The organism is Hahella sp. NBU794, assembly GCF_050749805.1.
Taxonomy (GTDB): Bacteria; Pseudomonadota; Gammaproteobacteria; order Pseudomonadales; family Oleiphilaceae; genus Hahella.
Map to the genome: position 1 here is coordinate 5,467,762 of NZ_CP192738.1, position 26,649 is coordinate 5,494,410.

General features: G+C 56.8%; 26 protein-coding genes and 1 riboswitch. Of the genes, 15 read left to right on the forward strand and 11 right to left on the reverse strand.

Annotated features, from left to right (window positions below; genetic code table 11):
• Positions 1 to 9: 9 nt before the first annotated feature.
• The gene (locus ACQYWX_RS23805) at positions 10 to 402 is read left to right on the forward strand and encodes a hypothetical protein (protein WP_431686565.1); all 393 of its coding nucleotides are present in this window, start codon (positions 10 to 12) and stop codon (positions 400 to 402) included.
• Between the two features lie 161 nt (positions 403 to 563).
• A complete protein-coding gene (locus tag ACQYWX_RS23810; RefSeq protein ID WP_431686566.1) occupies positions 564 to 1,112 on the forward strand; it encodes a DinB family protein in 549 nt (182 codons plus the stop codon).
• A gap of 3 nt (positions 1,113 to 1,115) precedes the next feature.
• On the opposite strand, the gene ACQYWX_RS23815 is transcribed toward ACQYWX_RS23810, so the two are convergent.
• The 3 genes from ACQYWX_RS23815 to ACQYWX_RS23825 all read right to left on the reverse strand — a co-directional run bounded on the left by ACQYWX_RS23815 (position 1,116) and on the right by ACQYWX_RS23825 (position 3,472).
• Entirely contained in the window at positions 1,116 to 1,664 is a 549-nt protein-coding gene (locus ACQYWX_RS23815) for an NADPH-dependent FMN reductase (RefSeq protein WP_431686567.1), read from the reverse strand.
• A 102-nt stretch (positions 1,665 to 1,766) separates the two neighbouring features.
• Positions 1,767 to 2,309, reverse strand: a complete 543-nt coding sequence (locus ACQYWX_RS23820) for a macro domain-containing protein (RefSeq protein ID WP_431686568.1) — start codon at positions 2,307 to 2,309, stop codon at positions 1,767 to 1,769.
• Between the two features lie 107 nt (positions 2,310 to 2,416).
• The gene (locus tag ACQYWX_RS23825) at positions 2,417 to 3,472 is read right to left on the reverse strand and encodes a beta-galactosidase (RefSeq protein ID WP_431686569.1); all 1,056 of its coding nucleotides are present in this window, start codon (positions 3,470 to 3,472) and stop codon (positions 2,417 to 2,419) included.
• A gap of 166 nt (positions 3,473 to 3,638) precedes the next feature.
• On the opposite strand from ACQYWX_RS23825, the gene ACQYWX_RS23830 reads away from it, so the two are divergent.
• The 4 genes from ACQYWX_RS23830 to ACQYWX_RS23845 all read left to right on the forward strand — a co-directional run bounded on the left by ACQYWX_RS23830 (position 3,639) and on the right by ACQYWX_RS23845 (position 7,242).
• Entirely contained in the window at positions 3,639 to 4,280 is a 642-nt protein-coding gene (locus ACQYWX_RS23830; RefSeq protein WP_431686570.1) for a hypothetical protein, read from the forward strand.
• A 6-nt stretch (positions 4,281 to 4,286) separates the two neighbouring features.
• Entirely contained in the window at positions 4,287 to 4,775 is a 489-nt protein-coding gene (locus ACQYWX_RS23835; RefSeq protein ID WP_431686571.1) for a thiol-disulfide oxidoreductase DCC family protein, read from the forward strand.
• Positions 4,776 to 4,806: 31 nt separating this feature from the next.
• Complete coding sequence (locus tag ACQYWX_RS23840; protein WP_431686572.1) at positions 4,807 to 5,196, forward strand: DoxX-like family protein; 390 nt, start codon at positions 4,807 to 4,809, stop codon at positions 5,194 to 5,196.
• A gap of 240 nt (positions 5,197 to 5,436) precedes the next feature.
• Positions 5,437 to 7,242 (forward strand): thiamine pyrophosphate-binding protein, encoded by a 1,806-nt coding sequence (locus tag ACQYWX_RS23845; RefSeq protein WP_431686573.1) that lies wholly within the window; start codon positions 5,437 to 5,439, stop codon positions 7,240 to 7,242.
• Between the two features lie 33 nt (positions 7,243 to 7,275).
• Here ACQYWX_RS23845 and upp read toward each other — a convergent pair whose 3' ends face one another.
• The 4 genes from upp to ACQYWX_RS23865 all read right to left on the reverse strand — a co-directional run bounded on the left by upp (position 7,276) and on the right by ACQYWX_RS23865 (position 13,048).
• Entirely contained in the window at positions 7,276 to 7,932 is a 657-nt protein-coding gene (upp, locus tag ACQYWX_RS23850) for a uracil phosphoribosyltransferase (protein ID WP_127973062.1), read from the reverse strand.
• A 61-nt stretch (positions 7,933 to 7,993) separates the two neighbouring features.
• Positions 7,994 to 9,292 (reverse strand): DUF1688 family protein, encoded by a 1,299-nt coding sequence (locus ACQYWX_RS23855; protein WP_431686574.1) that lies wholly within the window; start codon positions 9,290 to 9,292, stop codon positions 7,994 to 7,996.
• Positions 9,292 to 10,611 (reverse strand): GTP cyclohydrolase II, encoded by a 1,320-nt coding sequence (locus ACQYWX_RS23860; RefSeq protein WP_431686575.1) that lies wholly within the window; start codon positions 10,609 to 10,611, stop codon positions 9,292 to 9,294. The genes ACQYWX_RS23855 and ACQYWX_RS23860 overlap by 1 nt, the downstream gene beginning before the upstream one ends.
• Positions 10,612 to 10,786: 175 nt before the next feature.
• Positions 10,787 to 13,048 carry a TonB-dependent siderophore receptor gene (locus ACQYWX_RS23865; RefSeq protein WP_431686576.1) on the reverse strand — a complete coding sequence of 754 codons (2,262 nt, stop codon included), beginning with the start codon at positions 13,046 to 13,048 and terminating at the stop codon, positions 10,787 to 10,789.
• Between the two features lie 392 nt (positions 13,049 to 13,440).
• Here ACQYWX_RS23865 and ACQYWX_RS23870 point away from each other — a divergent pair, with 392 nt between their 5' ends.
• From ACQYWX_RS23870 to ACQYWX_RS23895, 6 genes are all read left to right on the forward strand, one after another.
• Entirely contained in the window at positions 13,441 to 14,232 is a 792-nt protein-coding gene (locus tag ACQYWX_RS23870; RefSeq protein WP_431686577.1) for a siderophore ferric iron reductase, read from the forward strand.
• Complete coding sequence (locus tag ACQYWX_RS23875; RefSeq protein ID WP_431686578.1) at positions 14,225 to 14,992, forward strand: ABC transporter ATP-binding protein; 768 nt, start codon at positions 14,225 to 14,227, stop codon at positions 14,990 to 14,992. Before ACQYWX_RS23870 ends, ACQYWX_RS23875 begins: the two co-directional genes overlap by 8 nt.
• 58 nt (positions 14,993 to 15,050) lie before the next feature.
• Positions 15,051 to 16,007, forward strand: coding sequence for an ABC transporter substrate-binding protein (locus tag ACQYWX_RS23880; protein WP_431686579.1), 957 nt, complete (start codon positions 15,051 to 15,053; stop codon positions 16,005 to 16,007).
• 38 nt (positions 16,008 to 16,045) lie between these two features.
• Positions 16,046 to 18,010, forward strand: a complete 1,965-nt coding sequence (gene fhuB / locus ACQYWX_RS23885; RefSeq protein ID WP_431686580.1) for a Fe(3+)-hydroxamate ABC transporter permease FhuB — start codon at positions 16,046 to 16,048, stop codon at positions 18,008 to 18,010.
• Between the two features lie 74 nt (positions 18,011 to 18,084).
• Positions 18,085 to 19,179, forward strand: a complete 1,095-nt coding sequence (locus ACQYWX_RS23890; protein WP_216738576.1) for a PfkB family carbohydrate kinase — start codon at positions 18,085 to 18,087, stop codon at positions 19,177 to 19,179.
• On the forward strand, positions 19,176 to 20,087 hold the full coding sequence (locus ACQYWX_RS23895; protein WP_431686581.1) for a pseudouridine-5'-phosphate glycosidase: 912 nt from the start codon (positions 19,176 to 19,178) through the stop codon (positions 20,085 to 20,087). Before ACQYWX_RS23890 ends, ACQYWX_RS23895 begins: the two co-directional genes overlap by 4 nt.
• A 279-nt stretch (positions 20,088 to 20,366) precedes the next feature.
• On the opposite strand, the gene ACQYWX_RS23900 is transcribed toward ACQYWX_RS23895, so the two are convergent.
• Together ACQYWX_RS23900 and ACQYWX_RS23905 are read right to left on the reverse strand one after the other, a co-directional pair.
• Positions 20,367 to 20,915: a response regulator transcription factor gene (locus ACQYWX_RS23900; protein ID WP_431689532.1), complete on the reverse strand. Its 549-nt coding sequence runs from the start codon at positions 20,913 to 20,915 to the stop codon at positions 20,367 to 20,369.
• Positions 20,878 to 22,218, reverse strand: coding sequence for a sensor histidine kinase (locus ACQYWX_RS23905; RefSeq protein WP_431686582.1), 1,341 nt, complete (start codon positions 22,216 to 22,218; stop codon positions 20,878 to 20,880). Before ACQYWX_RS23905 ends, ACQYWX_RS23900 begins: the two co-directional genes overlap by 38 nt.
• A 244-nt stretch (positions 22,219 to 22,462) precedes the next feature.
• Between ACQYWX_RS23905 and ACQYWX_RS23910 the strand changes: the two genes are divergently transcribed.
• Positions 22,463 to 22,738: a DUF6127 family protein gene (locus tag ACQYWX_RS23910; RefSeq protein WP_127973072.1), complete on the forward strand. Its 276-nt coding sequence runs from the start codon at positions 22,463 to 22,465 to the stop codon at positions 22,736 to 22,738.
• 150 nt (positions 22,739 to 22,888) lie between these two features.
• Positions 22,889 to 23,035, forward strand: a riboswitch (FMN riboswitch).
• A gap of 119 nt (positions 23,036 to 23,154) precedes the next feature.
• Positions 23,155 to 23,817 carry a 3,4-dihydroxy-2-butanone-4-phosphate synthase gene (gene ribB / locus ACQYWX_RS23915; protein ID WP_216738580.1) on the forward strand — a complete coding sequence of 221 codons (663 nt, stop codon included), beginning with the start codon at positions 23,155 to 23,157 and terminating at the stop codon, positions 23,815 to 23,817.
• 47 nt (positions 23,818 to 23,864) lie between these two features.
• On the opposite strand, the gene ACQYWX_RS23920 is transcribed toward ribB, so the two are convergent.
• Together ACQYWX_RS23920 and ACQYWX_RS23925 are read right to left on the reverse strand one after the other, a co-directional pair.
• Positions 23,865 to 24,365 (reverse strand): YbaK/EbsC family protein, encoded by a 501-nt coding sequence (locus ACQYWX_RS23920; RefSeq protein ID WP_431686583.1) that lies wholly within the window; start codon positions 24,363 to 24,365, stop codon positions 23,865 to 23,867.
• Positions 24,352 to 24,792 carry a GNAT family N-acetyltransferase gene (locus ACQYWX_RS23925; protein WP_431686584.1) on the reverse strand — a complete coding sequence of 147 codons (441 nt, stop codon included), beginning with the start codon at positions 24,790 to 24,792 and terminating at the stop codon, positions 24,352 to 24,354. Before ACQYWX_RS23925 ends, ACQYWX_RS23920 begins: the two co-directional genes overlap by 14 nt.
• Positions 24,793 to 25,105: 313 nt before the next feature.
• On the opposite strand from ACQYWX_RS23925, the gene ACQYWX_RS23930 reads away from it, so the two are divergent.
• On the forward strand, positions 25,106 to 26,629 hold the full coding sequence (locus tag ACQYWX_RS23930) for a DUF6531 domain-containing protein (RefSeq protein ID WP_431686585.1): 1,524 nt from the start codon (positions 25,106 to 25,108) through the stop codon (positions 26,627 to 26,629).
• Positions 26,630 to 26,649: the final 20 nt, after the last annotated feature.

The window sequence follows — 26,649 nt, forward strand, 5'->3', positions numbered from 1 at the left end:
AGCAACGCCATGAATCTGGTTAAATGGATTTTTGACGACGAGATAGAAGTCGCCCTAACCCAGGACTTTGATAAGGCGCAGCTGACTCAGTTGGGACTCAAGCTCAACAAAACCTCCAAGCACAGCCGCGCTACGCCAAACGTTTACTATATCCCCTATCCCGCTGACGACGCCTTCAGCCCCACCACTTACGTGTTTACCCACAACGAGCGTCTCAGGGACATCTGCTTGCGTCTACACGAACTCGGCTTCGTATTCTGGGGAACCTTCAAAACGGAAAAGTCTCCCATTGATTACATGCGGGAACTGCAATACCGCGGCGTGCTGACAACGCCCTTTCGCGCACTCAATGCGGGAGAACAAGAGACCGTACTGATCGATGAGACCCGACGGAGCATGTAGCTCCGCACAGCTCACCAGCGCCCTCTCTACTTTATCCACCACACATTATCCGCCACTCCCTTATCCCAGCAAAAAGACAAAGCCTCTCTCAAGGCGCTTGCCTATGTCCCTATTCTGCATAGACTACGAAAAAACGACGATAAAAATGGGAGCACAACTCCATGGGATTCAAGCAACACTATCAACTTATGGCCGGATACAACCAGCGCATGAACAATCAGGTTTATGCGGCGGCGGCAAAACTGGACGAGAGCATCCTGACGCAAGATTCCGGAGCATTTTTCGGTTCCATACTCGGCACCCTGAACCACATTATGGTGGCGGACCTGGTCTGGCTGGGGCGATACAGATCACTTTCCGACAGTTACCAGTCCCTGCAGGAACTGTCGCAGTTCTCCACGCCCAAAGCGCTGAGTGAGATTTTACATACAGATTTCGCCGCGCTATCGGAGAAGCGACGTCAACTGGACGCCCTGATCATTCGCTGGCTTACCGACGAAGTAGCGGAAGAAGACTACGCTCTCAATCTCCACTACAGCAGCATGACCGGCGGGAAAAGCGTGCGTAACTTTGGCGAGCTGCTGGCGCACTTCTTCAATCACCAGACGCATCATCGGGGTCAGGCGAGCACACTGTTGTCACAGGCTGGGAAGGATATCGGCATCACTGATTTTGCGATTGATATCCCAAACCTCGCGGCTTCAGACTGAGGCTCAGTCGTCGGCTTCAGCCTGCGCGTGAATTCCGACGACAAACTGCTGCAGCCCCTGCTGCAAGGGGCCGGCAATCTCAGGGGATTGCATAATCCCCTCCACGTTCAGGTTTGAACTGAGCAGAGGCACGGAAACACAGGCGTTGTCTATGATGCGGCCGGACATGGTGGCGACCACTTCGCGCAGAGCCGCCTGGGCGTGACTGGCCCGGGGCGAGGTGTTGATGAGCATGACAGGCAGGTACACGAACTCCTCGCCGCTCACCAGCCAATCAAGGGCGTTCTTCATAACGCCGCTGATTCCATGGGCGTATTCCGGACTGGCGATAATCAATCCTTGCGCTTGCGCCAATGCAGATTTCAACTCTCTTACGGCAGCGGGTAATTCATTTTCCAGGTCGGGATTAAACAGCGGCAGCTCGCCCAGTCCCTGATAGACTTTCACTGTTACGTCATTCGGGGCCAATCTGCTTAAGGCCTCTATCGCCGCGGTGTTATAGGAGACCTTCCTGAGGCTGCCGGAGATGGCCAGAATGTTAAGATGTTTCACAGTACAGTTTTCCCGTCCGCCAAGTCGAATCAAGCAACGACGCCCTAAATACAGCGCCTATGAGCGACCTATTCTAACGACTCGTGCGAACATGGCCAGCCTTCAGCCGGTCTTGCGGGACCGCTCCATTCTTCTGGCGAAAAAATCCTCGTAGGTGCGCCGCCAGGTGTCCAGTCCAGCTTCCCAGTGCAGACAGATGATCAGACGTTCAAAGCTGTCCGCATATTTCACCAAGACTTCCAGACCCTCATGGGCGGCCATGGATTGCGGCGTTTTATTGGTTCCCGCACCGAGGGCGGGGAAAGCAATGGTATTGACTCTATGTTCCAGCGCCAGCCGAACCACGCTCTCATAACAATTGGCCAACAAATGCAGATCAGAACCGCCCCATTGGTCGCCGCCCGTCCACTGCGGCGTCACAGTATGAATAATATGTTTGGCGGGCAGCTTGAAACCCGGCGTCAGGCAAGCGTCGCCCACCCTACACTCCCCAGCCTGAGAACAGGCCGCCTCCAACGCCTCTTCTCCCGCCTGCTCAAAAATCTGCGCGGACAAGCCCCGGCCTTTACTAAGATATTTGTGGGCGGGACAAACAATGGCGTCCACCTCCAACTCGGTGATGTCGCCGCATAGAAACTCAATCATTCCACTCATCCCGTGCAATATTGTCTACATGCAACCCTGAAAAACGCTCCTATAAACAAGTATTGCACAGATCGGGGGAATGTCTTTTCGCCGGGGCAAACCAGTGATCAGGCTCCCGGCTCTCCCTGCACAGCCTCACTGCGGCTAAACCCCTCGATGGATTGGGTGACTTCCGGGTTGCGGTTGCGGGTGATTTCGTAGTTCCAGACTTCGATATAGCGGATGCCGAGTTTTTTGGCTTGTTCGAACATGCCGCCGTAGCCGCCGGCGCCGAAACGGCGGCCCTGGTCGGAGCGTCCGATGGCTTGTGCGTATTTGTAGCCTCGAAAGTCGCGGACTTCCTGCAGGAGGGCGTTCTGGTAGTTTTCTCGTCCTGACAGCCACCAAACGGCGATGCCGACCCGATCGCGGTAGTTCTTTTCAATCAGACGCATGATGCGTTCCGGCGTTTCCACTGTGCCGATCTCATGCACTTCGAAAGCGAGGTATTTTTGCGGGAACGCCCGGTAAAAAGAGTCGATGGCTTCTCCCGCCGCGCGCACCCATTTGTCGGGGGTGAAGCCCTGACGTTGCAGGTCTTCATAGCGGTTGCCGTTGAAGTGGCCTTCAATGCCATTGGAGGTGGCTTGCGGCACATACACCAGTTTCAGGGTTTCATCGTTCCCGTACTTCTTGCCCAATGCTTCCGCCAGTAATTTCAGGCGCGCTTGTAAAAGTAGATCCCAGTAGGGAACGATACGCGTGCGCTCTCCGCGAAAACGTATTTCCATGGAGCCTGCGCCCTCATCGAACAGCCAGTCCGGCGCCCGGGGTCCCGCCAAAACGGCGAGGGACCATAATTTGCCATAGTGACGAACGCCCTGTAGCTGCGCTTCGATGACGGAGAAATCATACTGTCCGGGCTTAGGCTCTATATCCGACCAGAACACCCTGACCAGCCCCCCTTTTACGAACGCCGGGCGTAATGAATCCGCTTCCTTGCCTATCACATGGCTGCTGAATATGCCCCGTGGCGGCGCGATTTTTTCTTTATCGGGTGCTGCCGTTTTTACTGAGGTGGACGGCGTTTGCGACGCAACGCCGGCATCCTCCGCCCAAGCAGAGAAAGGGATCAAACCCGCCAATGCCGACAAAAGAATGATGAGTTTTCCAATCTGTTCCATGACAGCGCTCCTGTCTCCATCCGTTATGTCAGATTCTGCAACTGGCCTCTTGCAAAATAAAGGCCTAAGGCGAGTTGTTAAGGGGATTTAATGCCAGGCTTTGTCGTCTCATAATAGTGGGGCATACTGACGGCATAAGACCGCAATGACCTCTCCAAGGAGTTTTATGGGGACCTTTTCCTACCTGGCGTTCAAGCGCAGATTCCCGTTGTTGTCACGCATGGCGACGCTGAGCGCGCTGACTCTCCTCACTACATTCGCACACGCCGAGACCATCGCGACGGGCGACATGGGCCAATGTCAGGGCGGCATTGAATACCGCGCCAAAACGCTGACGTTCCGTCTCTCTCACGGTGACGTCTTTTATTGCGGCGCCACGCAAGAAGAGACTCTCGCGCTATTGAACACTGCACTGAATGCATTGCCTGAAAACGCTCAGCTTGAGCACCTCGTCATCGGCAGACTGATCGACTACGACTGGATCGGCGCCCATCTGGTCTCCACCCTGAAGCAGGATAAAAACTGGAACGCCACCCAGGCGCGCCCGCACAAGTCCGAAGGTAACGCGCCAAACGCCTACGCCTATGTAAGCAACGTGCTCTCAGGCGAACCTATTGCGGCCACATGGAACAGAACACTGCACACACGAGGCGTGGAAATCGCTGACGCCAGCATCGAAAAACTGCTGATCAGCGGCCCGGACGTTCACCAAGATCCTGCCTGGGTACCCTCGCAAAAAGGCTATCCCTTCGATGCGATTCTGTATTACCGGCTGCGCCCGCTGAGCGCGCCCAGTGCAACGGAGTAAGTCGCCATGACGCAACCTTCCGCAACACAAACCAGCATGCCTCCCTGCATGCAAAGCGACGATCGGGTCGTCCTGTTCGACGGCGTCTGCAAGCTCTGTAACGCCTGGTCAAAATTCCTGATCAAATACGACAAGCGCAGACAGTTCAAAATGGCCTCCGTGCAATCCCCTGAGGGACAGGCGATTTTGGCCTGGTTTGACATGCCGCTGGACCGTTTTGACACCATGCTTTATGTCGAAGGCGACCGCGCCTTTGAAAAATCCGAAGCCTTCCTGCGCATCATTGCGCAATTTCCCGCGCCCTGGCGCTATCTGAAAGTTTTCCGCATACTGCCGCGCGCTCTGAGGGACTGGGGCTACGATCTTATCGCTCAGAACCGGTATCGCCTCTTCGGCAAATATGATCATTGTCTGCTGCCTAGGCCGGACCATAACAGCCGCTTTCTGCAAGGCGCGCCAACGCAGCCCTTGGCCGAAAATCCAACCAATAAATGACTCAATACGAACGGACAGGAACGTACTCATAATGGATGTATTGCAACGTATTCACTGGGTTGCGCGCCTCAGCGTAGCCGGCGTCTTTCTTTATCACGGCCTGGTACCCAAAATACTGTGGCTCAGCCCAACCGAGCTGGCCATGATTGAAGCCCAGGGCCTGGGCCAGTATGCGCCGCAGATCGCTATGGCCGGCGGCGTGGCGGAAATCATCCTGGGGCTGCTGATCGCACTGCCGCTGCGCAGCAGCCTTCCGCTGTTGGCCGCTTGCGTCGCGCTGGTTGGTCTCCTGGCGGATGTCGCGTTGTTTTCCCCAGGCTTATTGGTGGACGCCTTCAATCCGGTGACCGTCAATCTCGCCACTCTGGCGCTGGTCTGGATCGCCTGGATAAGCAAAGAGAGTCACAAAAATATCCCCTAGGCGGAATTTATTTTTCTCCCGCCCTGGATTTCCGCCTGCTTTTGCTATGCTGTTAGGGATAAAAAAAGCGCTTGATGTCTGTGAGTAGGGTTTGTTGAACGCGTCGATGGCGTCAACGAGCCCGCTAGTCCCCCCCAAGAAAGACGCCGCACCGATGGGCTCCGCGCCGATATGCCGGAAATTGAGCCCAGGTGGGGTTTCGCGCCTGTTGTTTAACTTTTTCAACACAGGACAACGCCCATGGAATCAAAACCCCTTATTACCCAAACTGGTCGGACTAACGCGATCAGTTGCGCAGAATTAATCGTTAAATATCTCAGTCTGCTAAAAGTGCCGTTTGTATTCGGCGTGTCCGGCGGCAACATCGACCCGCTGGGCAGCGCCCTCGCCCGCCACGAGGAAAATACCCATGTACGCTGGATACTGACGCGCTCCGAAGCCGGTGCGGGCTTTATGGCGGACGGCTTCGCCAGGGAGAGCGGCGTCATCGGCGTGTGCAGCGCCACCTCCGGCCCGGGTTGCACTAATTTACTGACGCCCGTGAGCAACGCCTTCGTGGACGGCGTCCCCATGCTGGTCATCACGGGACAGAGCACCATCAGCACCTTCGGCCGCGGCGCCATGCAGGAAAGCAGCGCTTCCGGCGTCGACACCATTCTTATGTTCAAGGGCTGCACTCGCTACAACACGCTGGTATCTCATCCCGAGCAATTAGAGCACAACCTGCTGGCGGCCTTGAGCCACGCCACTGGCCCGACTCCCGGCCCCGTGCATATCAGCATTCCGCTGGATATTTTCGAAACTCCGATTCCATCCAGCCGCAACCCCATCTCCCTGCATACCTTTCTGGGACAGGAGATCACCCCGGACAGAGTCGTGCTGCAACGCCTGAACACCATCTTGCGAGGCTATCAGCGCGGCGTCATCGTCATCGGCAACGGATGCGCCGGCGCCATGCGGGAAATTCTCTGTTACGCGGAGCGGCGCGCCTGGCCAATCGTCACTACGCCGATGGGGCGTGGTCTGATGTCCGCCGATCATCCCCTGTATCGGGGCGTGTTCGGCACGGCGGGGCATGAGTCCGCCCGCAAAACCCTGACGGCGGAGGAAGCGGACATCATTATGGTGGTATGCGCCAACCTGGATGAGCACGCCACCTGCGGCTGGGACGGCAGCACCATCCTGTCGCGGCGTCTGGTGCACATCAACAACAATCCGGAGCACCTCGCCAAATCCCATATGGCGCAAATGAATCTGATGGGCAGCCCACGCATCGTCTTCGACTATCTCAATCAGGAAAACCAGGCCGCTCCCGCTGCGGACGCCAGCGAAGAAATCCTCCCCGCCCTACGCAATGAAAACAACCTGCCCAAAAATATCAGCGTGCTGCATATCGAGGACTGCAATACCGACACTACCCCTATCAACCCGCGCCGACTGTTCTGGCGGCTGAGCCAATGCGCGCCCAAAGGCGTGCATCTCTACGCGGACGCCGGCAACGCTTTTTTCTGGGCCACCCATTACTGGCATCCTCGCTCCGCCTCGGTCATTGACGTGAATAAAATGCCGATCTCCATGGGATTCGCCGCCATGGGATGGGCGATCGGCGCGGCCATCGGCGGCAAGTTCGCCAACCCGCATATTCCGGTGCTTTGCATCACCGGGGACGGCAGTTATTTGATGACCGCGCAGGAAATCACCGTCGCCAAGCAGCACAACCTAAACGTGGTGATTCTGATATTGAATAACGGCGTGTTGGGCACTGTCATGCACGGGCAACGCATGCGCGGCATGAAGAGTTTCGGCAATGAGTTACCGCAAACCAACTTCGCCATGCTCGCCCAATCCTTAGGCGTGGAGTCCTATCGCATCAGGGACTTTGAAGAACTGGCGCGTCTGGACATTGCCTCCCTGTTTAAACGCCCGGGGCCTGTCCTGTTGGATGTCTTGGTGGACAAAGAAGTCCCTCCGCCGATAGGACAACGCGTTAAAAACCTGGAGGCGTCACGCCCCGCTCCCCGGGCGCCGACATTGACCAGCGCCTGATCCGCTGTCGCCCTTTAAGAACAAAGCGAAGCGCTATTTCGTGCCGTATATCCGATCCCCAGCGTCGCCCACGCCGGGTCGGATATAGGCATGGTCATCCAGATGACTGTCGATCACTCCTGCATATACCGGCACGTCCGGGTGTTCTTCACGAAACAGGCTGACGCCTTCCGGCGCGGCGAACAGACAGATAAAACGGATATCCTGCGCTCCCAGATCCTTGATTTTATGCACCGCCGCCGTCGCGGAGTGACCTGTGGCGAGCATGGGATCAACGCAGATCACTGTTCGTTGATCCAGATCCGGCGGCATCTTGACGTAATACTCAATGGGCATTTTGGTCTGCGGATCGCGATAGAGTCCGATGTGCCCCACCCGCGCCGACGGCGACAGTTGCAGCACGCCTTCGGTCATGCCATTGCCCGCCCGCATGATGGTGACGATACAGAGCTTCTTGCCTTTCAATGTCGGCGACATCGTCTTCTCCAGAGGCGTTTCCACTTCCACCAGTTCCGTCTCCAAGTCGCGGGTGGCCTCATAGCCGATCAGTACGCCCAGCTCCTGCACCAGCATGCGGAATTCCCGGGTGGAGGTGTTTTTGTCACGCAGACTGGTGAGCTTATGCTGCACAAAGGGATGATTGACCATGTACACGCCGGGATGCTTTTCCACTAATGAAGTCATTGTCATAGCTGTCTCTCAAACATTGCTGATATAGATTTGCGGGAAGTCTGCAGCGACTTCCCTCGCCTCAAAATAAAGTGCCGTCCGCACGGTATCGGATTGGCGGCGCGCCGTTTGGCGAGCGCGCGAAGGCCAGTTTACGCCCAGCGCTCCAGGTTCCGCCTTCCAGTATTTGCGACATCGTCAGCGCCACGCCACGCTCCCTAAGCTGCGTATTCAAACGCGCAGCGAGCTGATCAACGACAGCGACGGTCATCGCCCGTAACTCCACCACTTCCGGCGCACCCGGTTCATACTCCGTCGCCGCGAAGGCGGGATCTTTCGGCGCCAGCACGCCCATATCCAGCAGCAGCCCGCCATTGCGATATTCCGCCAGCGCCGTCAGCGTATCGTCCTCAATGACCTCCATACCGGAGATGCGCCATGCCTCCGTCAGGGAGTACATCATCCATTGGGAAAGCTTGTGGAAAGGGATAAGCCCTGCGCCCGGCTCACTCGCTCCGACGCCAGGGTACGCCCAGACATCGCCGAGCGCGCCCAGCTCAGGGTTTCGCACTGGCCAGACGCCGGACAACAGTTTCAGCAACTCACGAAAAGCGAAGTCCACAGACAGACCACCTGCCACTCCCGCTCCTCTGGCTACACTGGCCGCCGCACTGGCCGTCGCACTGGCCGCCTCCAGATACAGGGCCAAGACGCCAAGCCGACCCTCTCCGCCAAAGACGCCCGGCGCGCTCGCCACAACATCGCCTAATCGACGCAACAAGGTCACCCGTTCCTGCAGACCTATCAGAGGATTGCGTTCACTGACTTGAAAGCAGGCCGCCAGTTGCGCAGTCGTCAACTTCCTCAAGCCCTCCGCATCCACTCGGAAAGGCGTTCCCCCTGAGCACAACGCCCCCTGCGCGTAGAGCGCCACGCTGGCGGCCCCCAGCCCTTCAGAACGGGATAACGTCAGCCCGCTGGCGGACTCGACATAGCGCCAATCGGCGCCAGCGCCGGCATCCAGCAGCACGCTGATCATGGTCAGCTCCGTCGCCCGCATTTTCAGTTCATTCAGATCTCCCGCGCCGTCAGCGATAGGAGACCATCTGTCCACGCCGCCGCAGGAAAAGTGGCGCCAGCGGCTGTGTGGCGGTATGTTCAGATCAGGATAATTCTCCAATATGACGTCCATGACGTACTCCGCCGTCGCCTCAACTCTATCGGACCGATAGTCGTATGCGAGCAGCTCGCCAGTGCATGCGCGGTCAAAGATTTCGCCGCAGCGCGAGCGCACGGTTTCCGCGCGCCACAGGTGTAATTGCGTTGCCGTATAGACGGACGCTTCCTGCGCCGTCGCGAAGTTTTCCTGCAAGTTCGACATCAATAGGCCTCCAGATCCCTGCCGGATTTAACGCTTAGCGCGTCTTTGGAAAGCGGAGCGTCTGGTGAGAAATAGCCCGCCGCCACTTTGGCGTCGATCTCCACCTTGGCGTCCTCCGGAATCATGTCATCGGGAATCGTAATGCGATTGACAATCTCGATGCCCTGACTGGTCAGCGCCTCAAACTTCATATTGCTCATGGACGCCATATGGTCGATGCGCGTCACGCCCAACCAGTGCAACGGGTCCGGCATCAATGGCTGAAAGCGCATATCCTCGACGCCAGCGATACACTCGGTACGTTCAAAGTAGGCGTCCGCGCGGTCGCCGCCCACTTGCCGTTTACGGGCGTTGTACACCAGAAACTTGGTCACCTCTCCAAGGGCTCTTCCCTCTTTGCGGTTATACAGGATGATCCCCACGCCGCCGCGCTGGGCGACGCGGATGCACACTTCGATGCCGTGGGTGAGATAGGGGCGGCAGGTGCAAATATCCGAGCCGAAAACATCGGAGCCATTGCACTCGTCATGCACCCGGCAGGCGACTTCCCTCTCGGGATCGGAGATAGCCGTATGGTCGCCGAACAGATATAGCGTCACGCCGCCGATGGGAGGCAAAAACACCGACAAGTCTGGCCGCGTCACCAGCTCGGGAAACATGCCGCCGGTGTGCTCAAACATCGCCTTGCGCAAAGTCGCCTCCGCCACCCCCAGGCGTCTTGCGACACCGGGCAGATGCCAAACCGGCTCAATGGCGACTTTGGTGACATTGGCTTCGCCGGTCGCCAGCAATATTTTGCCGTCGGCGGGAATCAGCCCTTGCTTCACCGCATATTGAATTTCGGGAACCGCAATGCGCGCTTTGGTGACGGCGATAGTGGGTCGGATATCCAACCCTTGTTGCAGAGACGTTTTGAAATCGGAGGCCACGCGGTGCCCCCAGGGGTCGAGGGAGACAATCTTGTCCGCATCGCTCCATTGCGGGTGCGGCCCCAAATCGATCACCGGCTCCGTATTGGTAAGATCCGGCCGGTGCAGCGGCGATAAATCGCCCTTAGCCACCGCCAGGGCGCGATACAGACTGTAAGCGCCGGCATGAGAGCCAATGGTGTTTTTACAGGCGGGATTGGACAGCGTTCCAATAATCGGCCCACGCTCGCCAATATCCACAGCCCCCCATTTGACGGGATGTTTCACCCCATTGCGCGTATGCGAGGTCAACGCTATCGCGCGCACTTGCTGGTCTACCCCCATAGCCAAGTCCTCAGCTATCGACGACAGGTCGTCGAGGTTGTAAACCCAATATGCTGCAGATTTCATTCCAGTAATTGACCAAGCAGTCAACTAATGGGCGCGAGTACTATGCGAGTACTAAAATCAATGAGTTGAACAGTGACAACAGGGTTCCAGCGGAGGGGGGAAAAACAAAAAGGCGGAGGATTAAAGACGCCACTGCGCATTCATTGTGCAACGGCGCCCGGAGACTGTGCAGCGATCAATAAGTCCAGTTAACCGTCAGCTTGGCGCTGCGGGGCGCGCCATAATAACTCTGCGCCCAGTACAGACTGTTCAGGTATTTTTCGTCTGTAATGTTGTCCAGATTCAAGGTAGCGCTCCAGTTATCCGTAAAATCATACTTCGCCATCAGGTTGACCAGCATGTAATCCTCCTGAGTGGTGCGGATGGATTCGCCCGCATTCGGACCCGTCGTAGCCACGCCTTGCTCCCTGTAGATGTCGTCCTGCCAGCTCAAACTGGCGCCCACTTTCAGGCGCTCCAGACTGGGAACGCGATAGCTGGACGACAACCGCAGCATACGCCGGGGCACATAAGTTTTGGCGTCCTCGCCGTCTTTGTCTTCGATGGAAACATAGGTGAAACCGCCCGCTACTTCCCAGCCCGGGGACACTTCTCCAGCGATCTCCAGCTCATACCCCTGGCTGGAAACGCCATCCACGCCTTTGTAGTAGTTTGTGCTGGTTCCAGGATAAACGCCCGCCACTTCCGCGACGTTGTCCTGTTCGGTTTTGAAGACAGCGACGGTGGTATTGAGGCGTTCGTTGAACAGCTCACTTTTCAACCCTGCTTCGATGTTGTCGCCCTTCACTGGCGCGATGCGGTTATGGTCGATGTCGTCTTTGAACTGAGGATCGAATATTTTGGTGTAGCTGACATATACCGAATGATTTTCATGTATATCCGCCACAACGCCGGCATAGGGAACCACTTCTCCACTTTGTGTTTCTTTCTTGCTGTCGCCGTAGGTGACGCCGCTGCTCTCCAGGTCCGTCACACGGAAACCGGTGATCAAGGTCAGGCGATCCATTGGCTTAAGCCGGGTGGCGGCGTACAGGCTTCTGCGCTTATCGGTGAAATCACTGCCGGCTACGCCTGCGTTGTATTCCGGGTCGGGATAATCGCCATCCCAATCGTCAATGTCATCGATTTCCGTCCCGATTCCCGCGCCATATTTGGACTCGTCCCACACCTCGGATTTAGACCAGTTCAAACCAATTACCGCTTCGTGCTCCCGCCCTCCCAGAGTAAATGGCCCTGTCGCATAGACATCGGCGATCCACTGCTCGTTATCAAAACCGTACAGGCTGGGATACGCGTAAAGATCAGACCCGGACGTATCCGGATTGGGCGTCCCATAGACATAAAACAGCTTGGTATCGGCCTTGACCTGCTGACGAGTGAGCACGCCTTTGATACGCCAGCCGTTGGCGAAGTCATGGGCCAGCTCGGCAAAGGAGCTGTCGATACGGCCATCCCAGTACGCCCAATCCGTCGCCGTGCTGACGGACGCATCGTAATTCGTCGCCGAACCATCCGTCCGGTACAGCGGCAATGCGCCCCACATTGGGCTGTTTGAGAGCGTATCCTGGCGACTGTGACCCAACGTCAGCGTGGTGCTGTCATTCAGCTCGGCCTCCACCACGCCATAAAAAATGGTCTTTTCCTGCTCATAGCGATCCAGATAGGACTCTTTATCCTGATAGGACACGACCAGCCTGCCGCGCACTCTCTCCGACTGCAGCAAAGCGCCGGAAACATCCGCGTCCACACGACGGTTATCCCATGAGCCATAAGAAATCCCCACGGAAGCCTGAGTGTCCGCCGTCGGCCGCTTGCGCACGAAGTTAACCGTGGCGGAGGGCGTTCCTGTGCCAGTCATGAGTCCATTAGCGCCGCGCAGCACCTCAATGCGGTCGTATATCGCAGTATCTATATCGCCGTACAGGTTGCCGTATACGAAAGGGACGCCAATGCCATCGAGCTGAAAGTTGGTGATATCAAAGCCTCTCGCCGTAAAGTAGGTGCGGTCGGTTTCCACCTGCTCTACGGTGACGCCGGGACTGTACGCCAGCACGTCGTTGATATCCGTCAGCGCAAAGTCCTGCAGTTGCGTTCGGGTGATCACCGACACCGACTGCGGCGTCTCCCGCAACGACATGTCCATCCGCGACGCCGTGTTGCTGGCGCGGGTTGTATATGACCCGCTGCCTTCCGTCGGAGCGACGCCGCCAGCCTTAGCGTTTACCGTCACCGGCTGCAACACCTGTACGTCATCGCTATCTTCCGCCGCGACGCCTCCTGAGGCCAGCAATCCCAGCGATAACACCGCCACCCAGTACGCCAGTCCGTTGGCGGCATAGGGCGGCGCGTGACGAACGGATCGTCTGGCGCTGCAAGTTTGGGAAGAGATTGGGAATAAACGGGGCGCAAATTTACCGGGACAACGCTGCGTCGCCATACTGCGGGTTCCTCTCAGGTAGCAATTAATCTGGCAGACAAACAGCGTCCTTCTCTTTGTCTGAAATGACAGGACCTGCGTACGCCAAGTGGCCAGGCCTGCTTTCCGCTGCTTGTCGCCGCACAGGCGCATCCATGCGCCTGACTATCAGCGGTCGATTCATTGTCAGGCTGATAACGAGTGGGAATCTGAGTGGCGTCCAGGCCAATACGGCGATGCAATATTTGATAATCTAAACGCAAATCATTATCATTTGAATTAATTTTCGCGTCAACCTGCAGAGAAACGTCGCCGTAACGCATCGCTCATCCGGCCGCCTAACTCCCTCAGGTATCGGCGACATTGAGTAAGCCATCATTCGCAGCCATTAAATCGGACAGCCCAATCACCCCGTGAGACCATCATCCCCCTTGCACCACTGTCAGCCCGGCGCCGCTTCCGTTCCGCTGGATGCGCTGCTGCACGCCGCCGCGCTGGCGCATCCGGCATTGACGGGAGAGATCAGCGTCGACAACACCGGTTTGATTTGCGCAAAGGCGGATAATCAGGAAGTTCTGACGCAATTACACAACTACTGGCGCAGCGCCTGCCCGGAAGCAGGCGCTCCTTACTGGGCCGTGCGAAGTTGGACCATGCTGGTGTGGCAGCCAACTTTTATTGCGGTCGCAGCAGTGCATATCGTCGGCGCCGCCGCGCCTTTATCCCAGCTGGGGCAGAAGTACGCCCAGGGCGTAGTAGCGGGTTTTCGCACCCCGCCCGTGGCCTTGCCCACCGCCGCCATCGAACGCTTGATCGAGCTCAGCGGCGCAGAGCTGGCGCAAGTGTGCGAAGGCTTTCTGGAACAGCTAAACCGCATCGCCAAGGTTAAGCCACTGATCGCTAAACGTCTGGTTGCGGACAGTCTGTTATCCGCTCTCTCCCGCCTCAGCCTGCTAAGCGCCCCCCCAGACAACAACGAGATCCAACATTGGGCGCAAGCCTGGCTGAAGGCTATGGATCTTGTTGGATACAGCAACCTGACGCCGATTGCGCTGTATAACGGAAAACTGCAACTGACCCTGGACCGCAAAGCCTGTTGTCTGCACTACCTGCGACAGGACGGAGAACTGTGCGCGTCATGTCCGAAACAAAAACCGGAAGTGCGCATACAACGACTGACGGAAGAGTGGAACGCCTATGCTTGAGCTTGAAGATATCCGCGTGCGCCGCGATGGGCGTGACATTCTGTCTCTGCCCCAGCTGTCTCTGGACCCGCGCCGCTTCACCGTTATCCTGGGGCATAACGGGTCTGGAAAATCCACCCTGATCAATTTGCTGGCGCGGCAAATCCAGCCGGACTCCGGCGTCATCAGGCTGCAAAACCGCCCGTTGAACGATTACTCACAACGAGATCTGGCGAGGAACATCGCGTTTCTGCCGCAAAATCTGCCGGAAGTAGCCGGTCTTAATGTCAGGGAGCTTATACGTCTGGGCCGCTTTCCCTGGCGTGGGACATTTGGACGCTGGCGTCAGGAAGACACGGCGATTATCGAGGCGGCGATGGCGCAGACAGGCGTGTCGCGCTACGCGGAACACCTGACGGATCAACTGTCTGGAGGCGAACGCCAGCGCGCTTGGATCGCCATGTTGTTGGCCCAGCAGGCGCCTTTGTTGATGCTGGACGAACCGACATCCGCCCTGGACTTATCCCATCAATACGAAGTGATGGGATTGTTGCGCCGTCTCAATCAAGAGCATGGACGCGGCGTTATCGTCATCCTCCACGACGTTAATCTGGCCGCCCGTTTTGCAGACCGCATCGTGGCGCTGAAGCAAGGGCGGCTGGCGTTCGACGGCGCGCCGGAGTCACTGTTGTCCGCTTCGCTGTTAGGGGAGTTGTACGGCATTGATATTGACCTCGTCGATCATCCGCGCCAGGACGGCAAAATCGCGGTCGTGGCGTGACATTCATGATTTCTTATTGCACATCGATTAACCCTTCTCCTTCCATCCGGGTATGCCCATGACTTTATTTTCCAACCTGATTCGCCCTTCCCGTCGCCCGCTCACTGGCAGCCGCACCTTCATCGCTCTCGCCTCTATCCTGGCGCTGACGATCAGCATCTGCGCCCAGGCGATCACCATCAGCGACAATCGCGGCGAGCATGAATTCGCGCAAACGCCACAGCGGGTTATCGCGCTGAACTGGTCTATGGCGGAAAATCTGGTGGAACTGGGCATCACGCCGATCGGCGTCGCCGATATCAAGGGCTATCAGGAGTGGGTGGTGCGCCCCCAACTGGCGGACTCCATCACTGACGTCGGCACGCGCTCCGAACCTAACCTGGAGCGTATAGCGGCCCTGCAACCGGATGTGATTTTGCTTTCCAGCATGCAGGAAGGCATGGTGGAAAAACTGGAGCAAGTGGCGCCAGTGCTGTTTTTCGACTCTTTCCGCGCCGACCACGATAACTTCGATGTCTCCCGGCAGATCTTCCTGCAACTGGCTCGCCTGTTCGACAAAGAAACCACGGCGAAGCAAAAACTGGACGCCATGGACGCCCGCTTTGGCGAACTGCAAGCGCAATTGAAGGCGCACTATCACGGCGACTTGCCCAAAGTGGCGGCAGTGCGCTTCACCACGCCCTCGGTCCTGCGCATCTTTGGCGACAACTCCATGGCGCAAGCCGCCATGGTCAAACTGGGACTGCAACCCGCCCTGCCACAGCCGGCGACCCAATGGGGCATTACACAGAAAAAGGTGACGGACCTGGGGCGCATCAAAGACGGCGTGGTGATTTACATCGAACCTTTCGAACAAGCGGACGACCTGTTCTCCACGCCATTGTGGCGGGCAATGCCCTTTGTTCGCGGCGAACGCTTCGCCGCCGCCCGCTCCACCTGGACTTATGGCGGGCCGCTGTCGGTGCAGTATCTGGCGGAATCCATCACCGACGCCTTATTAACGCTAACGCCGTGATCAGACCAGATCAGCTCATCGCTACAGGTTGAAGTCGTATGCGCCGTTACCTGGTCACCCTGGCGTTATTGCCGGTTCTGCTGTTCGCCTACCTGCAACTTAGCTCTCCGCCGCCGCTCAGCGTGCAGTGGACGTTGCTCAGCGGCGGCGCAGCCGTGGAGTTCGAAGACTTTCAGTTCTTTTACGCCACCCTGCCCCGGGCTGTGCTGGCCTTGCTGGTTGGCGGCGCAATGGGACTGGTCGGCAGTTTGTTGCAGCAAATCACCCAGAATCGCCTGCTCTCTCCTATGACCCTGGGCGCCGCGTCAGGAGCCTGGCTGGCGCTGGTCTGCGCCAGCGTCTGGGCGCCCGCCCTGATGGCGAATTATGGAGCCTGGATCGCCATGGCGGGCGCCAGCCTTTCCGTCACGCTGGTGTTATTGATCGCCGGCAGCGGAGGCTTGGCCGGTTTGCCTGTCGTGTTGGCGGGCATGGCCATTAATATTCTGTTGGGCGCAGCGGCCTCCGCCATCGTGCTGCTCAACGATCAGTATGCGCGCAACCTGTTCATCTGGGGCGCGGGCGACCTGACGCAAACAGACTGGAACTGGGTGATCTGGCTCGCACCCAAACTAAGCATCGCCCTGCTGATTCTGCTCTTCGCGCACCGTCCCCTGACCTTGCTGCGCCTCGGAGAAGCTGGCGCACGAGGACGCGGCATGGGCGTTTTCGCCACACTGGCGCTGCTTCCCGCCGCGCTTTGGCTGGTGGCGTGTTCTATCACTGCCGTAGGGGTTATCAGTTTTATTGGCCTGCTAACGCCCAATCTTGCTCGCGCACTGGGAGCGCGCCGCGCCGGCGATGAGTTGGCGTACAGCCTGCTGCTGGGCGGACTGTTACTGCTGGCGACTGACGCCATCGCCGTGCTGGCCAGCCAATGGACAACCGACCTGGTTCCCAGCGGCGCCGCGGCGGCGTTAATCGGCGCGCCTGGATTAATCTGGTTCACCCGCCGCAAGTTAACCGCCGCCGATCACAGCTCTCTACAACTGCCCGCCGGCGTGATGAAACTATCCAAAACCGCTCTGATCATGCTGGCGCTGGCCGTGCCTGCAACAGCGGCGATAGCGTTGTTGTGGTCTCCAGAAGGGGCCGGTTCCGTCAGTTGGCGCTTTGGCTGGCCGTCCGACCTGGTTTTCTCCCTGCGCTGGCCGCGTATTGTCACCGCGGCGGCGGCGGGAGGCGGCATGGCCCTGGCGGGCGTCATTCTTCAGCGATTGATTCGCAATCCCCTGGCGAGCCCGGATATTCTGGGCATGTCCGCCGGCGCATCGCTGACATTAGTGCTTTCCGTGTTGGCGTTTGGCGGCTCGATCTATCAAGCTGGCCCTTTGATCGCTTTCGCCGGCAGCCTGGGAGTACTTTTGCTGCTATTGCTGCTGGGACGCCGCCATCACTACGCCCCCGGCGTCATGGTGCTGACCGGCATCTCCCTGGCGGCGTTGATCGACGCTCTCGTGCGTTTCGCCCTGGCCAAGGGCAGCGACAGCGCCTATTCGATTCTGAGCTGGATGGCTGGCTCTACTTACCAAACCACGGACGGTAAAGCCTGGCTTCTGCTGACCGGCGTTATCGTCCTCGCCACGTTATGCGCGCTTTGCTCCCGCTGGCTGACATTGATTTCCGCTGGCGATCAGGTCGCACTGGCCCGTGGTCTGAATGTCAAACGCGCCCGTCTGGCGTTGCTGTTTCTGGCTTCCCTCGCCTGCGCGCTGGTCACTGCGGTGATGGGCCCCGTCGCCTTCGTAGGCCTGCTTGCGCCACACATGGCCGCCATGCTCGGCGCCCGCAAAGCGCCGCAGCAACTGCTTCTCGCCATTCTGTTGGGAGCGCTGCTGATGATTCTCTCCGATTGGCTGGGCCGCACGCTTTTATACCCGGCGCAAATGCCCGCTGGCGCAATCGCGTCTTTGCTTGGCGGCGGTTACTTCATTTACCTGCTGACGCGTCGACGGGCAGCGTAAAACGATTTTTGCTTGCCTGTTGGCGAAATACCGGTAGACTAACAAACAAATGTTAGACATACGGACATTTGTTTGTGATAACCGAACGCGAACAGGAGATCCTGGATTTAATCCGCCAGGACCCGCTCATCTCTCAACAGGCCCTGGCCGACCGTCTGGGCGTCAGTCGCTCCGCCGTGGCGGGTCATATTATGAACCTCTCCAACAAGGGCGCGATTCGCGGTAAGGGTTATATCCTCGCGGACAATCCTTACGTGGTGGTGATTGGCGGCGCCAACATGGATATTCTCGGGCAGCCCAGCGACAAACTGCTGCCCCGCGACTCCAATCCGGGGCATGTCAGCTGCTCTCCCGGCGGCGTCGCCCGCAACATTGCGGAAAACCTGGCGCGCCTCGGCGTAGACGTGCGCTTGATCGCCCCCCTGGGCAAGGACGTATACGGACAGACGCTGCTGGAGCAAGGGCTGCAATGCGGCATCGACATGCGCCATTGCCTGCAACTGGACGACGCCGTCACCTCCACCTATCTGTCAGTGCTGGACGCCTGCGGCGACATGTCTGTCGCCATCAACGACATGCAGATTCTGGATCGTCTCAGCGTCGAATACCTGCGCAGCCATGCCGACATGATACGCCGCGCCAGTCTGTTGATTGTCGACGCCAACCTGTCCGCCGGGGTATTGGAATACCTGCTCAGCCAGTTCCCTGATCTGCCGATATTCGCCGACCCGGTATCTGGCCCCAAGTCGGACAAGTTACGCGGGCTGCTCGACGCCATCCACACATTCAAGCCCAATCTGGCGGAAGCGAAGCGCCTCTCCGGGCTGGACGCTCAGGATGACGGACAGCTATCCCAGCTGGCCTCCTGGTTTCACCAGAAAGGCGTGCAGCGTGTTTGCATCAGCCTCGGCGCTCAGGGCGTTTACGTCAGCGAAGCCGGCCGTCACCAACTATATCCGCCGCCGCCAATCCAGCCGGTCAACGCCAATGGCGCCGGCGATGCGTTTCTCGCCGGCCTCGCTTATGGCTGGCTGGCGCAATGGCCCACGCCCAAATCCGTTAACTTCGCCATCGCCGCCTCGGCGGTGGCCATGTCGCACCAGGCGACCATCAATCCGAATATGTCCCTGGCGACCGTGAACCGTTTACTAGAGGAAACTTTTTTATGAATACTTATCTGGACGTATCTCCCGAAGTACAAGCCGCTCTGGCGGCCGGCAAACCGGTCGTGGCCCTGGAGTCCACTATCATTTCCCATGGCATGCCCTGGCCGCAAAACGCGGAAACCGCGTTGCAGGTAGAGCAGATCGTTCGCGACAACGGCGCGGTTCCCGCTACTATCGCCATCATCAAAGGCCGTCTGAAAGTCGGCTTAAGTAAAGAAGAGATCGAATACCTGGGTCAGGCCGGTTTGAGCGTCACCAAAGCCAGCCGCCGCGACATTCCCTTTATCGTCGCTCGTGGCGGCGACGGCGCCACGACTGTCGCTTCAACAATGATCCTGGCGGCCATGGCGGGAGTCAAAGTCTTCGCCACCGGCGGTATCGGCGGCGTGCATCGCGGCGCCCAGGAGACCTTTGATATCTCCGCCGACCTGCAGGAACTGGCGCACACCGACGTGGCGGTCATCTGCGCCGGCGCCAAATCGATTCTCGACCTGGGCCTGACCCGGGAATATCTGGAAACTCATGGCGTGCCTCTGGTCGGCTATCAAACCTCCACCCTGCCCGCTTTTTACACCCGCGACAGTGATTTCGATGTGGATTATCAACTGGATACGCCAGAGCAGATCGCTTCGGCGCTGCAAGCCAAATGGGCAATGGGTCTGCGCGGCGGCGTGGTGATCGCCAACCCGATCCCGGAAGCCTACGCCATGGACCGCGCCAAGATTGACCAGGCCATCAACGTCGCGTTGACGGAAATGGAAGAGAATGGCGTCAACGGTAAAGACTCCACGCCGTTCCTACTGGCGAAAGTGGCGGAAATTACCGGCGGCGACAGCCTGAAAGCCAATATCCAGCTGGTGTTCAATAACGCAGCCCTGGCGGCGCGCATCGCTGCGTCCTACTACGCTTAAACTCTTTGTCTACGGAGTGGTTTGACGGCGTTCGTCAAACCGCTCCGTCCGATCATTTTCAGCCTGCCGATCTAAGCCATTCTGGGTGCGACAATTTGCCGTCTTCCCGACAGTGACCGACTCCTTCTAAACTTCCTCTCACAGCAAGGTACAGAGCGTTCGGCGCAAACTCCCCTTTGCGCAGTTCCGAACGCATTCCTTCCCAGGGTCGTCGTTTGTCCGGCTTCACGGCGGGCATTCAGCGTCCCGAAACTCTGCGGAAACTTTATCGCCCGGCCATCAACGCCGGGCGGGTTTTTTTTGTAGTTTCCGCTGCAAAGTACGGCGATGCATGTTCAGCGCTCTCGCCGTCGCCGAGATATTGCCTTCATTCTCCTGCAACACCCGTTGAATATGCTCCCACTCCAGACGCCGCACGGACAGGGTCGCATCCGTATCCACTTCAGATTCAACCGGCGCTTCTTCGCGGGGCTCGCCAAAAGCCGCCAGCAGCTCCGTCGCTGTCACCGGTTTACAGAGATAATTCAAGGCGCCGCGTTTGATCGCCTCCACCGCAGTGGCGATGCTGGAGTAGCCCGTCAACATCACGACCTGTAATTGCGGCTGGCGTTGCAGCATCTCGCTGAGCAGTTGCAATCCGCTGTCCCCCGCCAGATTCAGATCCAGCACCGCCCGACTCGGACTACTGTCTTCCAAATGAGCCAGCGCCTCGTCGCCACAACTGGCGGTGATCACAGACTCGCCGCGTCGACTTAGTGAGCGGGCAAGTGTTTGCAGAAAAACCTGATTGTCATCGATTAGTAGCAGCGGCGTATTCACCGTTTGGATTTCCTTGTGAAAGGGTCGCATTCTCCCCGTCGCAGCGCGCGCCCTGGGGCATCGGCAACAGGATTTCCGTAATAGTTCCATCAGCGACGTCGAGCAGACTCAAGCTTCCGCCCAGGCGTTCAATGGTGGAGTGGGACAAAAACAGTCCCAGGCCATTGCCGCCTTCCCGCATTGAAACAAAAGATTTGCCCAGATTCTGCCTTACCAGCGACGGCAGTCCTGGCCCTTTGTCATGGATGCGCAGCAACAGTTCGCCATCGCTTAGACGCGCTTCCATTACCGGGTCCTCCGCGCTGGCTTTAGCGGCGTTATCAAGCAGATTCAGGATCGCCATATCGAGCATTTCTTCCGAACGCACTTCCGCCTGCGGATTCTCAATACTCGCCAAACGCAATGACCCAGCAGGATGTAGCAGGGAGAATTCCTCTCGCAAACGCTGCACGAAGCCTTCCAACGACTCGCTGCGCACCACGCCAGTACGAATATCCTCCGCCTGACGCATCATCGACGACAGGGTCTGCTTGCACAAATCGATCTGCGCCGCCATGGAGCGCAAATCGTCCTGCGCCTGGGCATCCGCCACATCATGACGCAGATCGTCCACCAACAGCGCCAGGGTTCCCAGCGGCGCGCCAAGTTTATGAGCGGCGCCCGCGGCGAAGATAGCCGTCGCCACCAACCGCTCATCACGCAGCATCTGTTCCCGTTGCGCGGCGATCTGCTCACGCTGACGTCGGATAGCCAGAGTCAGCGGCGCCACGACGATCAGCAGCAAGGCGACGGACAGCAAAAACGTCAGCCACATCCCCGCCAGATGCAAGCGCATAAAGTTCTGCAAACCGTCCGGGCGGCTACTGGTGAGCGCGACGAAATCCTGCGTCAACGCAAAATAGATACTCACGCAGACGGTCGCCAGAATCAGGCTGGACTGCCACCCCAACAGCGCAGCGCCCATGGCCACCGGCATAAGCAGTAATGAAATGAATGGGTTTGTATGTCCGCCGGTGTCATGGAGAAACCAGCCCAGCAACAAAGTGGACGCCAACAGCACCGCCAGATAACGCCCGGTGGTCAACTCCCTTATCCGTATGGAAGCCAGACAGGTCAACGCAGTAATCGCCAACTGCGCCGGCATGACCGCCCAAGGCAAACGCGGCGGCAGCTCCAACCGCCAATGGCCGCTGAACAGGGCCAGCAACGCCACCAGGGAGATGGACTGCATAACCAGGTAATAAGCCAGATAACGCAAGCTGTCCCGCTGCAAGGGCGTCGCCAGCCAAGCGAAATATTTTGTAGTGTTCATAACGATCAAACCCCAGAGTTGAGGGCATCATACCACTTGCCAAGCCATCCGCGCCCCATGTGACATTTTGCCGCACTCCGCTGACATTCACCTCCGTCATTCGCTCCTGCGTTTTTTGGTCGTTTCGATCAATAAGCTACAACATAGCCCTCTCTAAGAAGGGTGCGCGAAGAACGCAAACGAAGAAGGAATTTCGATCATCAATGCAAGTCATCGATACGCCAATACACCTCAGGAGGAGAACATGGACACCTCAAAAGCCCAACTCATGGTGAGCCTCGCCCGGGACGAACTGGATGCGCTGCTGGACTGCGCGGCGGAGAAAGGAGCCCGACGGGCGCTGCTCGATTTAGGTCTGACAGGAGAAGACGCTTTTTCCGATATCCGTGAACTACGAGCGCTGCTGCAAGCGCTGCGACACGCCAAGCAGACCGCCTGGCATACGCTGATCCGGCTCGGCACTACCGGCCTGATTCTAACGCTGATGGGAGGGCTGGCGGTGAAGTTTCAACTGCTGTAGCCCGCCAGCGTTGCAGTAAAGACGTCCCCTAACCGCTAACGGTGCGGGCGACCCATGTCGTTCAGGCCGCCCGCCTCTCAGATTGAACATTGTGAACCCGCTTCCGCTGGGGTATCCTGCCTCCGCTTTTTTAAAGCGCACATTTAATCAACTTATTCTCAGGGCAGGGTGAAATTCCCTACCGGCGGTATGTCCCCAGTGGACGAGCCCGCGAGCGCCTGCTGTCGTTCAGCAGGGTCAGCAGATCCGGTGAGAAGCCGGAGCCGACGGTTACAGTCCGGATGGGAGAGAATAAGGCCAATGTCGCAGCGGGACCGCGGAATTCGCCACGGTCTGTTGCGGTCGTACGCCTGTTGACCGGCGCAAGTCGGTCGTATTCCCACAGCCCTGATTCTGGTAACTCAAATGGAGAACCCATGAATCAGCCACACACTTCTTTATTAACGCCGTTCGGCGATGCGATCACCCGGGTAGAAAAAGCTCTGGAAGCGATTCGCAATGGCCAGGGCGTCCTGCTGGTGGACGATGAAGACCGCGAAAACGAAGGCGATCTGATTTACGCCGCAGAAACATTGACCGAGCAGCAAATGGCGCTGTTGATCCGCGAGTGCAGCGGCATTGTTTGCCTGTGCCTCACTGACGACGTTATTCGTCGCCTGCAGTTGCCGATGATGGTGTCGGAAAACTCCAGTAAAAACGGCACCGCGTTTACGGTCACCATTGAAGCCCGCGAAGGCGTCAGCACCGGCGTCTCCGCCGCGGACCGGGTCACCACCATCCGCACCGCTATTGCTGACGACGCCAAACCGGAAGATCTCGCCCGCCCGGGTCACGTTTTCCCCTTGCGCGCGCAACCCGGCGGCGTACTATCCCGTCGAGGACATACAGAAGGCACGGTTGACCTGATGCGCCTGGCGGGCTTGAAGCCCACCGGCGTGCTCTGTGAACTGACCAATCCCGATGGCACGATGGCGCGGCTGCCGGAAATCGTCGCATTCGCAGAGAAACACGCCATGCCGGTCTTAACCATTGAAGATTTGGTGAAATATCGGACAGAGACGATGGATCAAGCGGTTTAATTACCCGACGCCGCAAACCTGTCTCAGACGGAGCCGAACGGCTCCGTCTACTCCATCTCCCGCTCAGCCAGATACACCACTGGATTATCACAACAGTCCAGCACCTTGCGTACATCCTCAATGCCGATCTCCACCGTCTTCTCAGGCGGCCCGGGAGAAAACACCAGCCTTTCGCTGGCGAATATGCACTCATCAATCACCAGCGTGATATCAGCAGGATGCCCAAAAGGACAGGCGCACATAGGCTCACACCCGGTCATTTCCTTTAACTCCTCATCACTGCAAAAAGACGCTTTACCGCCTAGCGCATTCTTTAACTGCTTCCAATCCAAACGCTGATGCTGCAGCGTCACCAACATGCAAAAGCGCCCGTCTTTCAGTTTCATGAACAGACTTTTGCTTTCCGCGCCGGTGAAACCAAAACGTCTGGCCACCTCTTCCGCCTTCTCATAGGTGAACACAGGCTCGTGAGTTTCCTCGCGGTAATTCACATTGGCCTTCTGCAACAAAACCATCGTATCCCGATATAAGTCGTCAAGCGTTCTCATTGTCTGGTTGAATCAATTCTTTGGTAAGGAAATGCTTGGCCTGATTGTGCTTGGGGTACGACTCCAATGTAAATTGCAGCGTGTATCCTTTCTTTTCATAAAAAGGCAATGCCTGAAAGCTGAACGTATCCAGGACGGCATAACGACAACCACGCTTTATCGCCTCCGCCTCAGCACGGGCCAACAACTCACCGCCAATCCCCTTACCTCGCAACGATTCGGACACCCATAAATATTTAACCTTAAGCCAATTCCCAAGCGTCTCTCCAACCACCCCCGCCAACTTACCGCCCTGATCATCAGAATAAAAAACCGCCAGATCCTTCATCTCCCGCATATCCATATAGTTCAGATTATAGGCAATCAAACCATTATGAATAACGTCGATATCTTCTTGTGTGGGGGAATCCGTTAATACGAAGTTCATATTTTTCCTTTTAAATAAAATGATGTCGTTTCGATCCTTATCCTCAGAATCGGCGATAAAAAACCACCGCCCAGAGAGATAATACTTTTGGCATATGGAGAGAGCATTAAATTTTCGTTATGATTTTCAGCCATTTCAATTTATTTATACTTTTTAGTCAAAGCATAAGGACTATAGCTGTTTTCAATGATATGCATGGAGGCAAATACACATCTCATCCCTGCCACTTTTCTCACTCTTAAATCGTTGCAGCTTTCTGTGATCCCAGTTAAAGCGTCTGAGCCTATACAAATTCGAATATAAGGAGCTTAGTTTGAAACACTTTTTGAAAGGCAACCCTCGTAATGGTTCTGCGCTATCTCTACTGGGCCTGCTTATAGTTTATTCTCACGCCGCAAAAGCAGGAGAAAGTGTCACGATTCCTGGTAAATTTCTTAACTATGAGGCAGCCAGGCTAGCTGTTGAGAAACAGCCAAGAGATTCTTCAGATGGCGGAGGAATTTGCTGTAGTCATCACGAGTTAGGGTTCAGAAAAGCTTGGAAAAGCGTCAAACTTGATGGTGTAAGCATCGAATACTACGCTTCGTTTTACTACCCAAATAAAGAGTCTTGCCCTACTGGAACCGAGTCATACTCAAACAACTCCTGTTTGCCGGTTCCACAGAGCAAACCACCAGAAGTCTGTGCGGGGAATCCTATAGATGTATCTACAGGCGAAAAACGCCAAACAGAAGTCGACTATCAGGATGCCAAGTCAGGGCTTCTTACTTTTTCACGTACATACTCAAGCGCCACAGGCCAATGGAGAGATAATTTATCCCGCAGTACGACAGACAAAAAAGTACTTCGCACTGATGGATCTGTCCTTGTTAGACCCTGGATAAAATCTAATCTAAGCGATGGCACGTCCACTTATTATTTAGCCACAGGAAATGCAAAGAAAATTGAATACATTTCCATCAAGCCTTCGACTGGCGGCATTACACCTACCACCACAAAAAGCACCTCCGGCATTACATTAGATGAAAATGGAGTGCGCTATACCTATAACAGTGATGGAAAGTTAACTCGTGCAGAGAGGTTGGCTACGGGAGCATACGCCGAATACTCCTATGAGGATACGGATACTATCGTCACGGATAACTTGGGGCGAACACTTCGCATGAGTAAAGATGCGAGTGGAAATGTGACACAGATGATTACACCTGCCGGTGTGACGTTTAATTATACGTATATTGATGGAAATCTAACCCGCCTTGATAATTCCGCGGATATATCAAAACAATACCATTACGAAGACTCCCGCTTTCCCCATGCCCTAACAGGCATTACCGATGAAAAAGGCGTTCGCTTCGCCACCTGGAAATACGATGACCAGGGTCGCGCAGTTCTTTCAGAGCATGCTGATGGCGCAGAGAGGGTTACTCTCAGCTTCAATTCCGATGGCTCAACCACCGTCACTAACGAGCTGGGCAAGCAAACCACTTACCACTTTACTCATCTATATGGAACGAATAAGCCAACGTCAGTGGAAGGACATGCGTCAGAGAATTGCATCGCAGCAAACTCCTCTTACACCTACGACCAATATGGTTATAAAGACCTGGTTACCGACTGGAAAGGAAACATAACCGATTTCGATTACAGCCCCACAGGTCTGGAGATAAAGAGAGTCGAGGCAAAAGGCACATCAGATGAACGTATTACTGTAACTGAGTGGAACCCGACGTTAAGACAGCCAATTAAAATCACTGAGCCGAATCGCATCACTGAATTCACGTATGACGATAATGGAAAGCTAAAAAGCAATTCTATTTTACCGGTTGAAACTCAATAATGAGCACAACTGATAAGTTG

What these genes read in the sequence shown, in the direction of transcription:
- ACQYWX_RS23805 (WP_431686565.1), top strand. Translation starts at nt 10, where the DNA reads ATGAATCTGGTTAAATGGATTTTTGACGACGAGATAGAAGTCGCCCTA.
- ACQYWX_RS23810 (WP_431686566.1), top strand. Translation starts at nt 564, where the DNA reads ATGGGATTCAAGCAACACTATCAACTTATGGCCGGATACAACCAGCGC.
- ACQYWX_RS23820 (WP_431686568.1), bottom strand. Translation starts at nt 2,309, where the DNA reads ATGATTGAGTTTCTATGCGGCGACATCACCGAGTTGGAGGTGGACGCC.
- ACQYWX_RS23825 (WP_431686569.1), bottom strand. Translation starts at nt 3,472, where the DNA reads ATGGAACAGATTGGAAAACTCATCATTCTTTTGTCGGCATTGGCGGGT.
- ACQYWX_RS23830 (WP_431686570.1), top strand. Translation starts at nt 3,639, where the DNA reads ATGGGGACCTTTTCCTACCTGGCGTTCAAGCGCAGATTCCCGTTGTTG.
- ACQYWX_RS23835 (WP_431686571.1), top strand. Translation starts at nt 4,287, where the DNA reads ATGACGCAACCTTCCGCAACACAAACCAGCATGCCTCCCTGCATGCAA.
- ACQYWX_RS23840 (WP_431686572.1), top strand. Translation starts at nt 4,807, where the DNA reads ATGGATGTATTGCAACGTATTCACTGGGTTGCGCGCCTCAGCGTAGCC.
- ACQYWX_RS23845 (WP_431686573.1), top strand. Translation starts at nt 5,437, where the DNA reads ATGGAATCAAAACCCCTTATTACCCAAACTGGTCGGACTAACGCGATC.
- upp (WP_127973062.1), bottom strand. Translation starts at nt 7,932, where the DNA reads ATGACAATGACTTCATTAGTGGAAAAGCATCCCGGCGTGTACATGGTC.
- ACQYWX_RS23855 (WP_431686574.1), bottom strand. Translation starts at nt 9,292, where the DNA reads ATGTCGAACTTGCAGGAAAACTTCGCGACGGCGCAGGAAGCGTCCGTC.
- ACQYWX_RS23860 (WP_431686575.1), bottom strand. Translation starts at nt 10,611, where the DNA reads ATGAAATCTGCAGCATATTGGGTTTACAACCTCGACGACCTGTCGTCG.
- ACQYWX_RS23865 (WP_431686576.1), bottom strand. Translation starts at nt 13,048, where the DNA reads ATGGCGACGCAGCGTTGTCCCGGTAAATTTGCGCCCCGTTTATTCCCA.
- ACQYWX_RS23875 (WP_431686578.1), top strand. Translation starts at nt 14,225, where the DNA reads ATGCTTGAGCTTGAAGATATCCGCGTGCGCCGCGATGGGCGTGACATT.
- ACQYWX_RS23880 (WP_431686579.1), top strand. Translation starts at nt 15,051, where the DNA reads ATGACTTTATTTTCCAACCTGATTCGCCCTTCCCGTCGCCCGCTCACT.
- fhuB (WP_431686580.1), top strand. Translation starts at nt 16,046, where the DNA reads ATGCGCCGTTACCTGGTCACCCTGGCGTTATTGCCGGTTCTGCTGTTC.
- ACQYWX_RS23895 (WP_431686581.1), top strand. Translation starts at nt 19,176, where the DNA reads ATGAATACTTATCTGGACGTATCTCCCGAAGTACAAGCCGCTCTGGCG.
- ACQYWX_RS23905 (WP_431686582.1), bottom strand. Translation starts at nt 22,218, where the DNA reads ATGAACACTACAAAATATTTCGCTTGGCTGGCGACGCCCTTGCAGCGG.
- ACQYWX_RS23910 (WP_127973072.1), top strand. Translation starts at nt 22,463, where the DNA reads ATGGACACCTCAAAAGCCCAACTCATGGTGAGCCTCGCCCGGGACGAA.
- ribB (WP_216738580.1), top strand. Translation starts at nt 23,155, where the DNA reads ATGAATCAGCCACACACTTCTTTATTAACGCCGTTCGGCGATGCGATC.
- ACQYWX_RS23920 (WP_431686583.1), bottom strand. Translation starts at nt 24,365, where the DNA reads ATGAGAACGCTTGACGACTTATATCGGGATACGATGGTTTTGTTGCAG.
- ACQYWX_RS23925 (WP_431686584.1), bottom strand. Translation starts at nt 24,792, where the DNA reads ATGAACTTCGTATTAACGGATTCCCCCACACAAGAAGATATCGACGTT.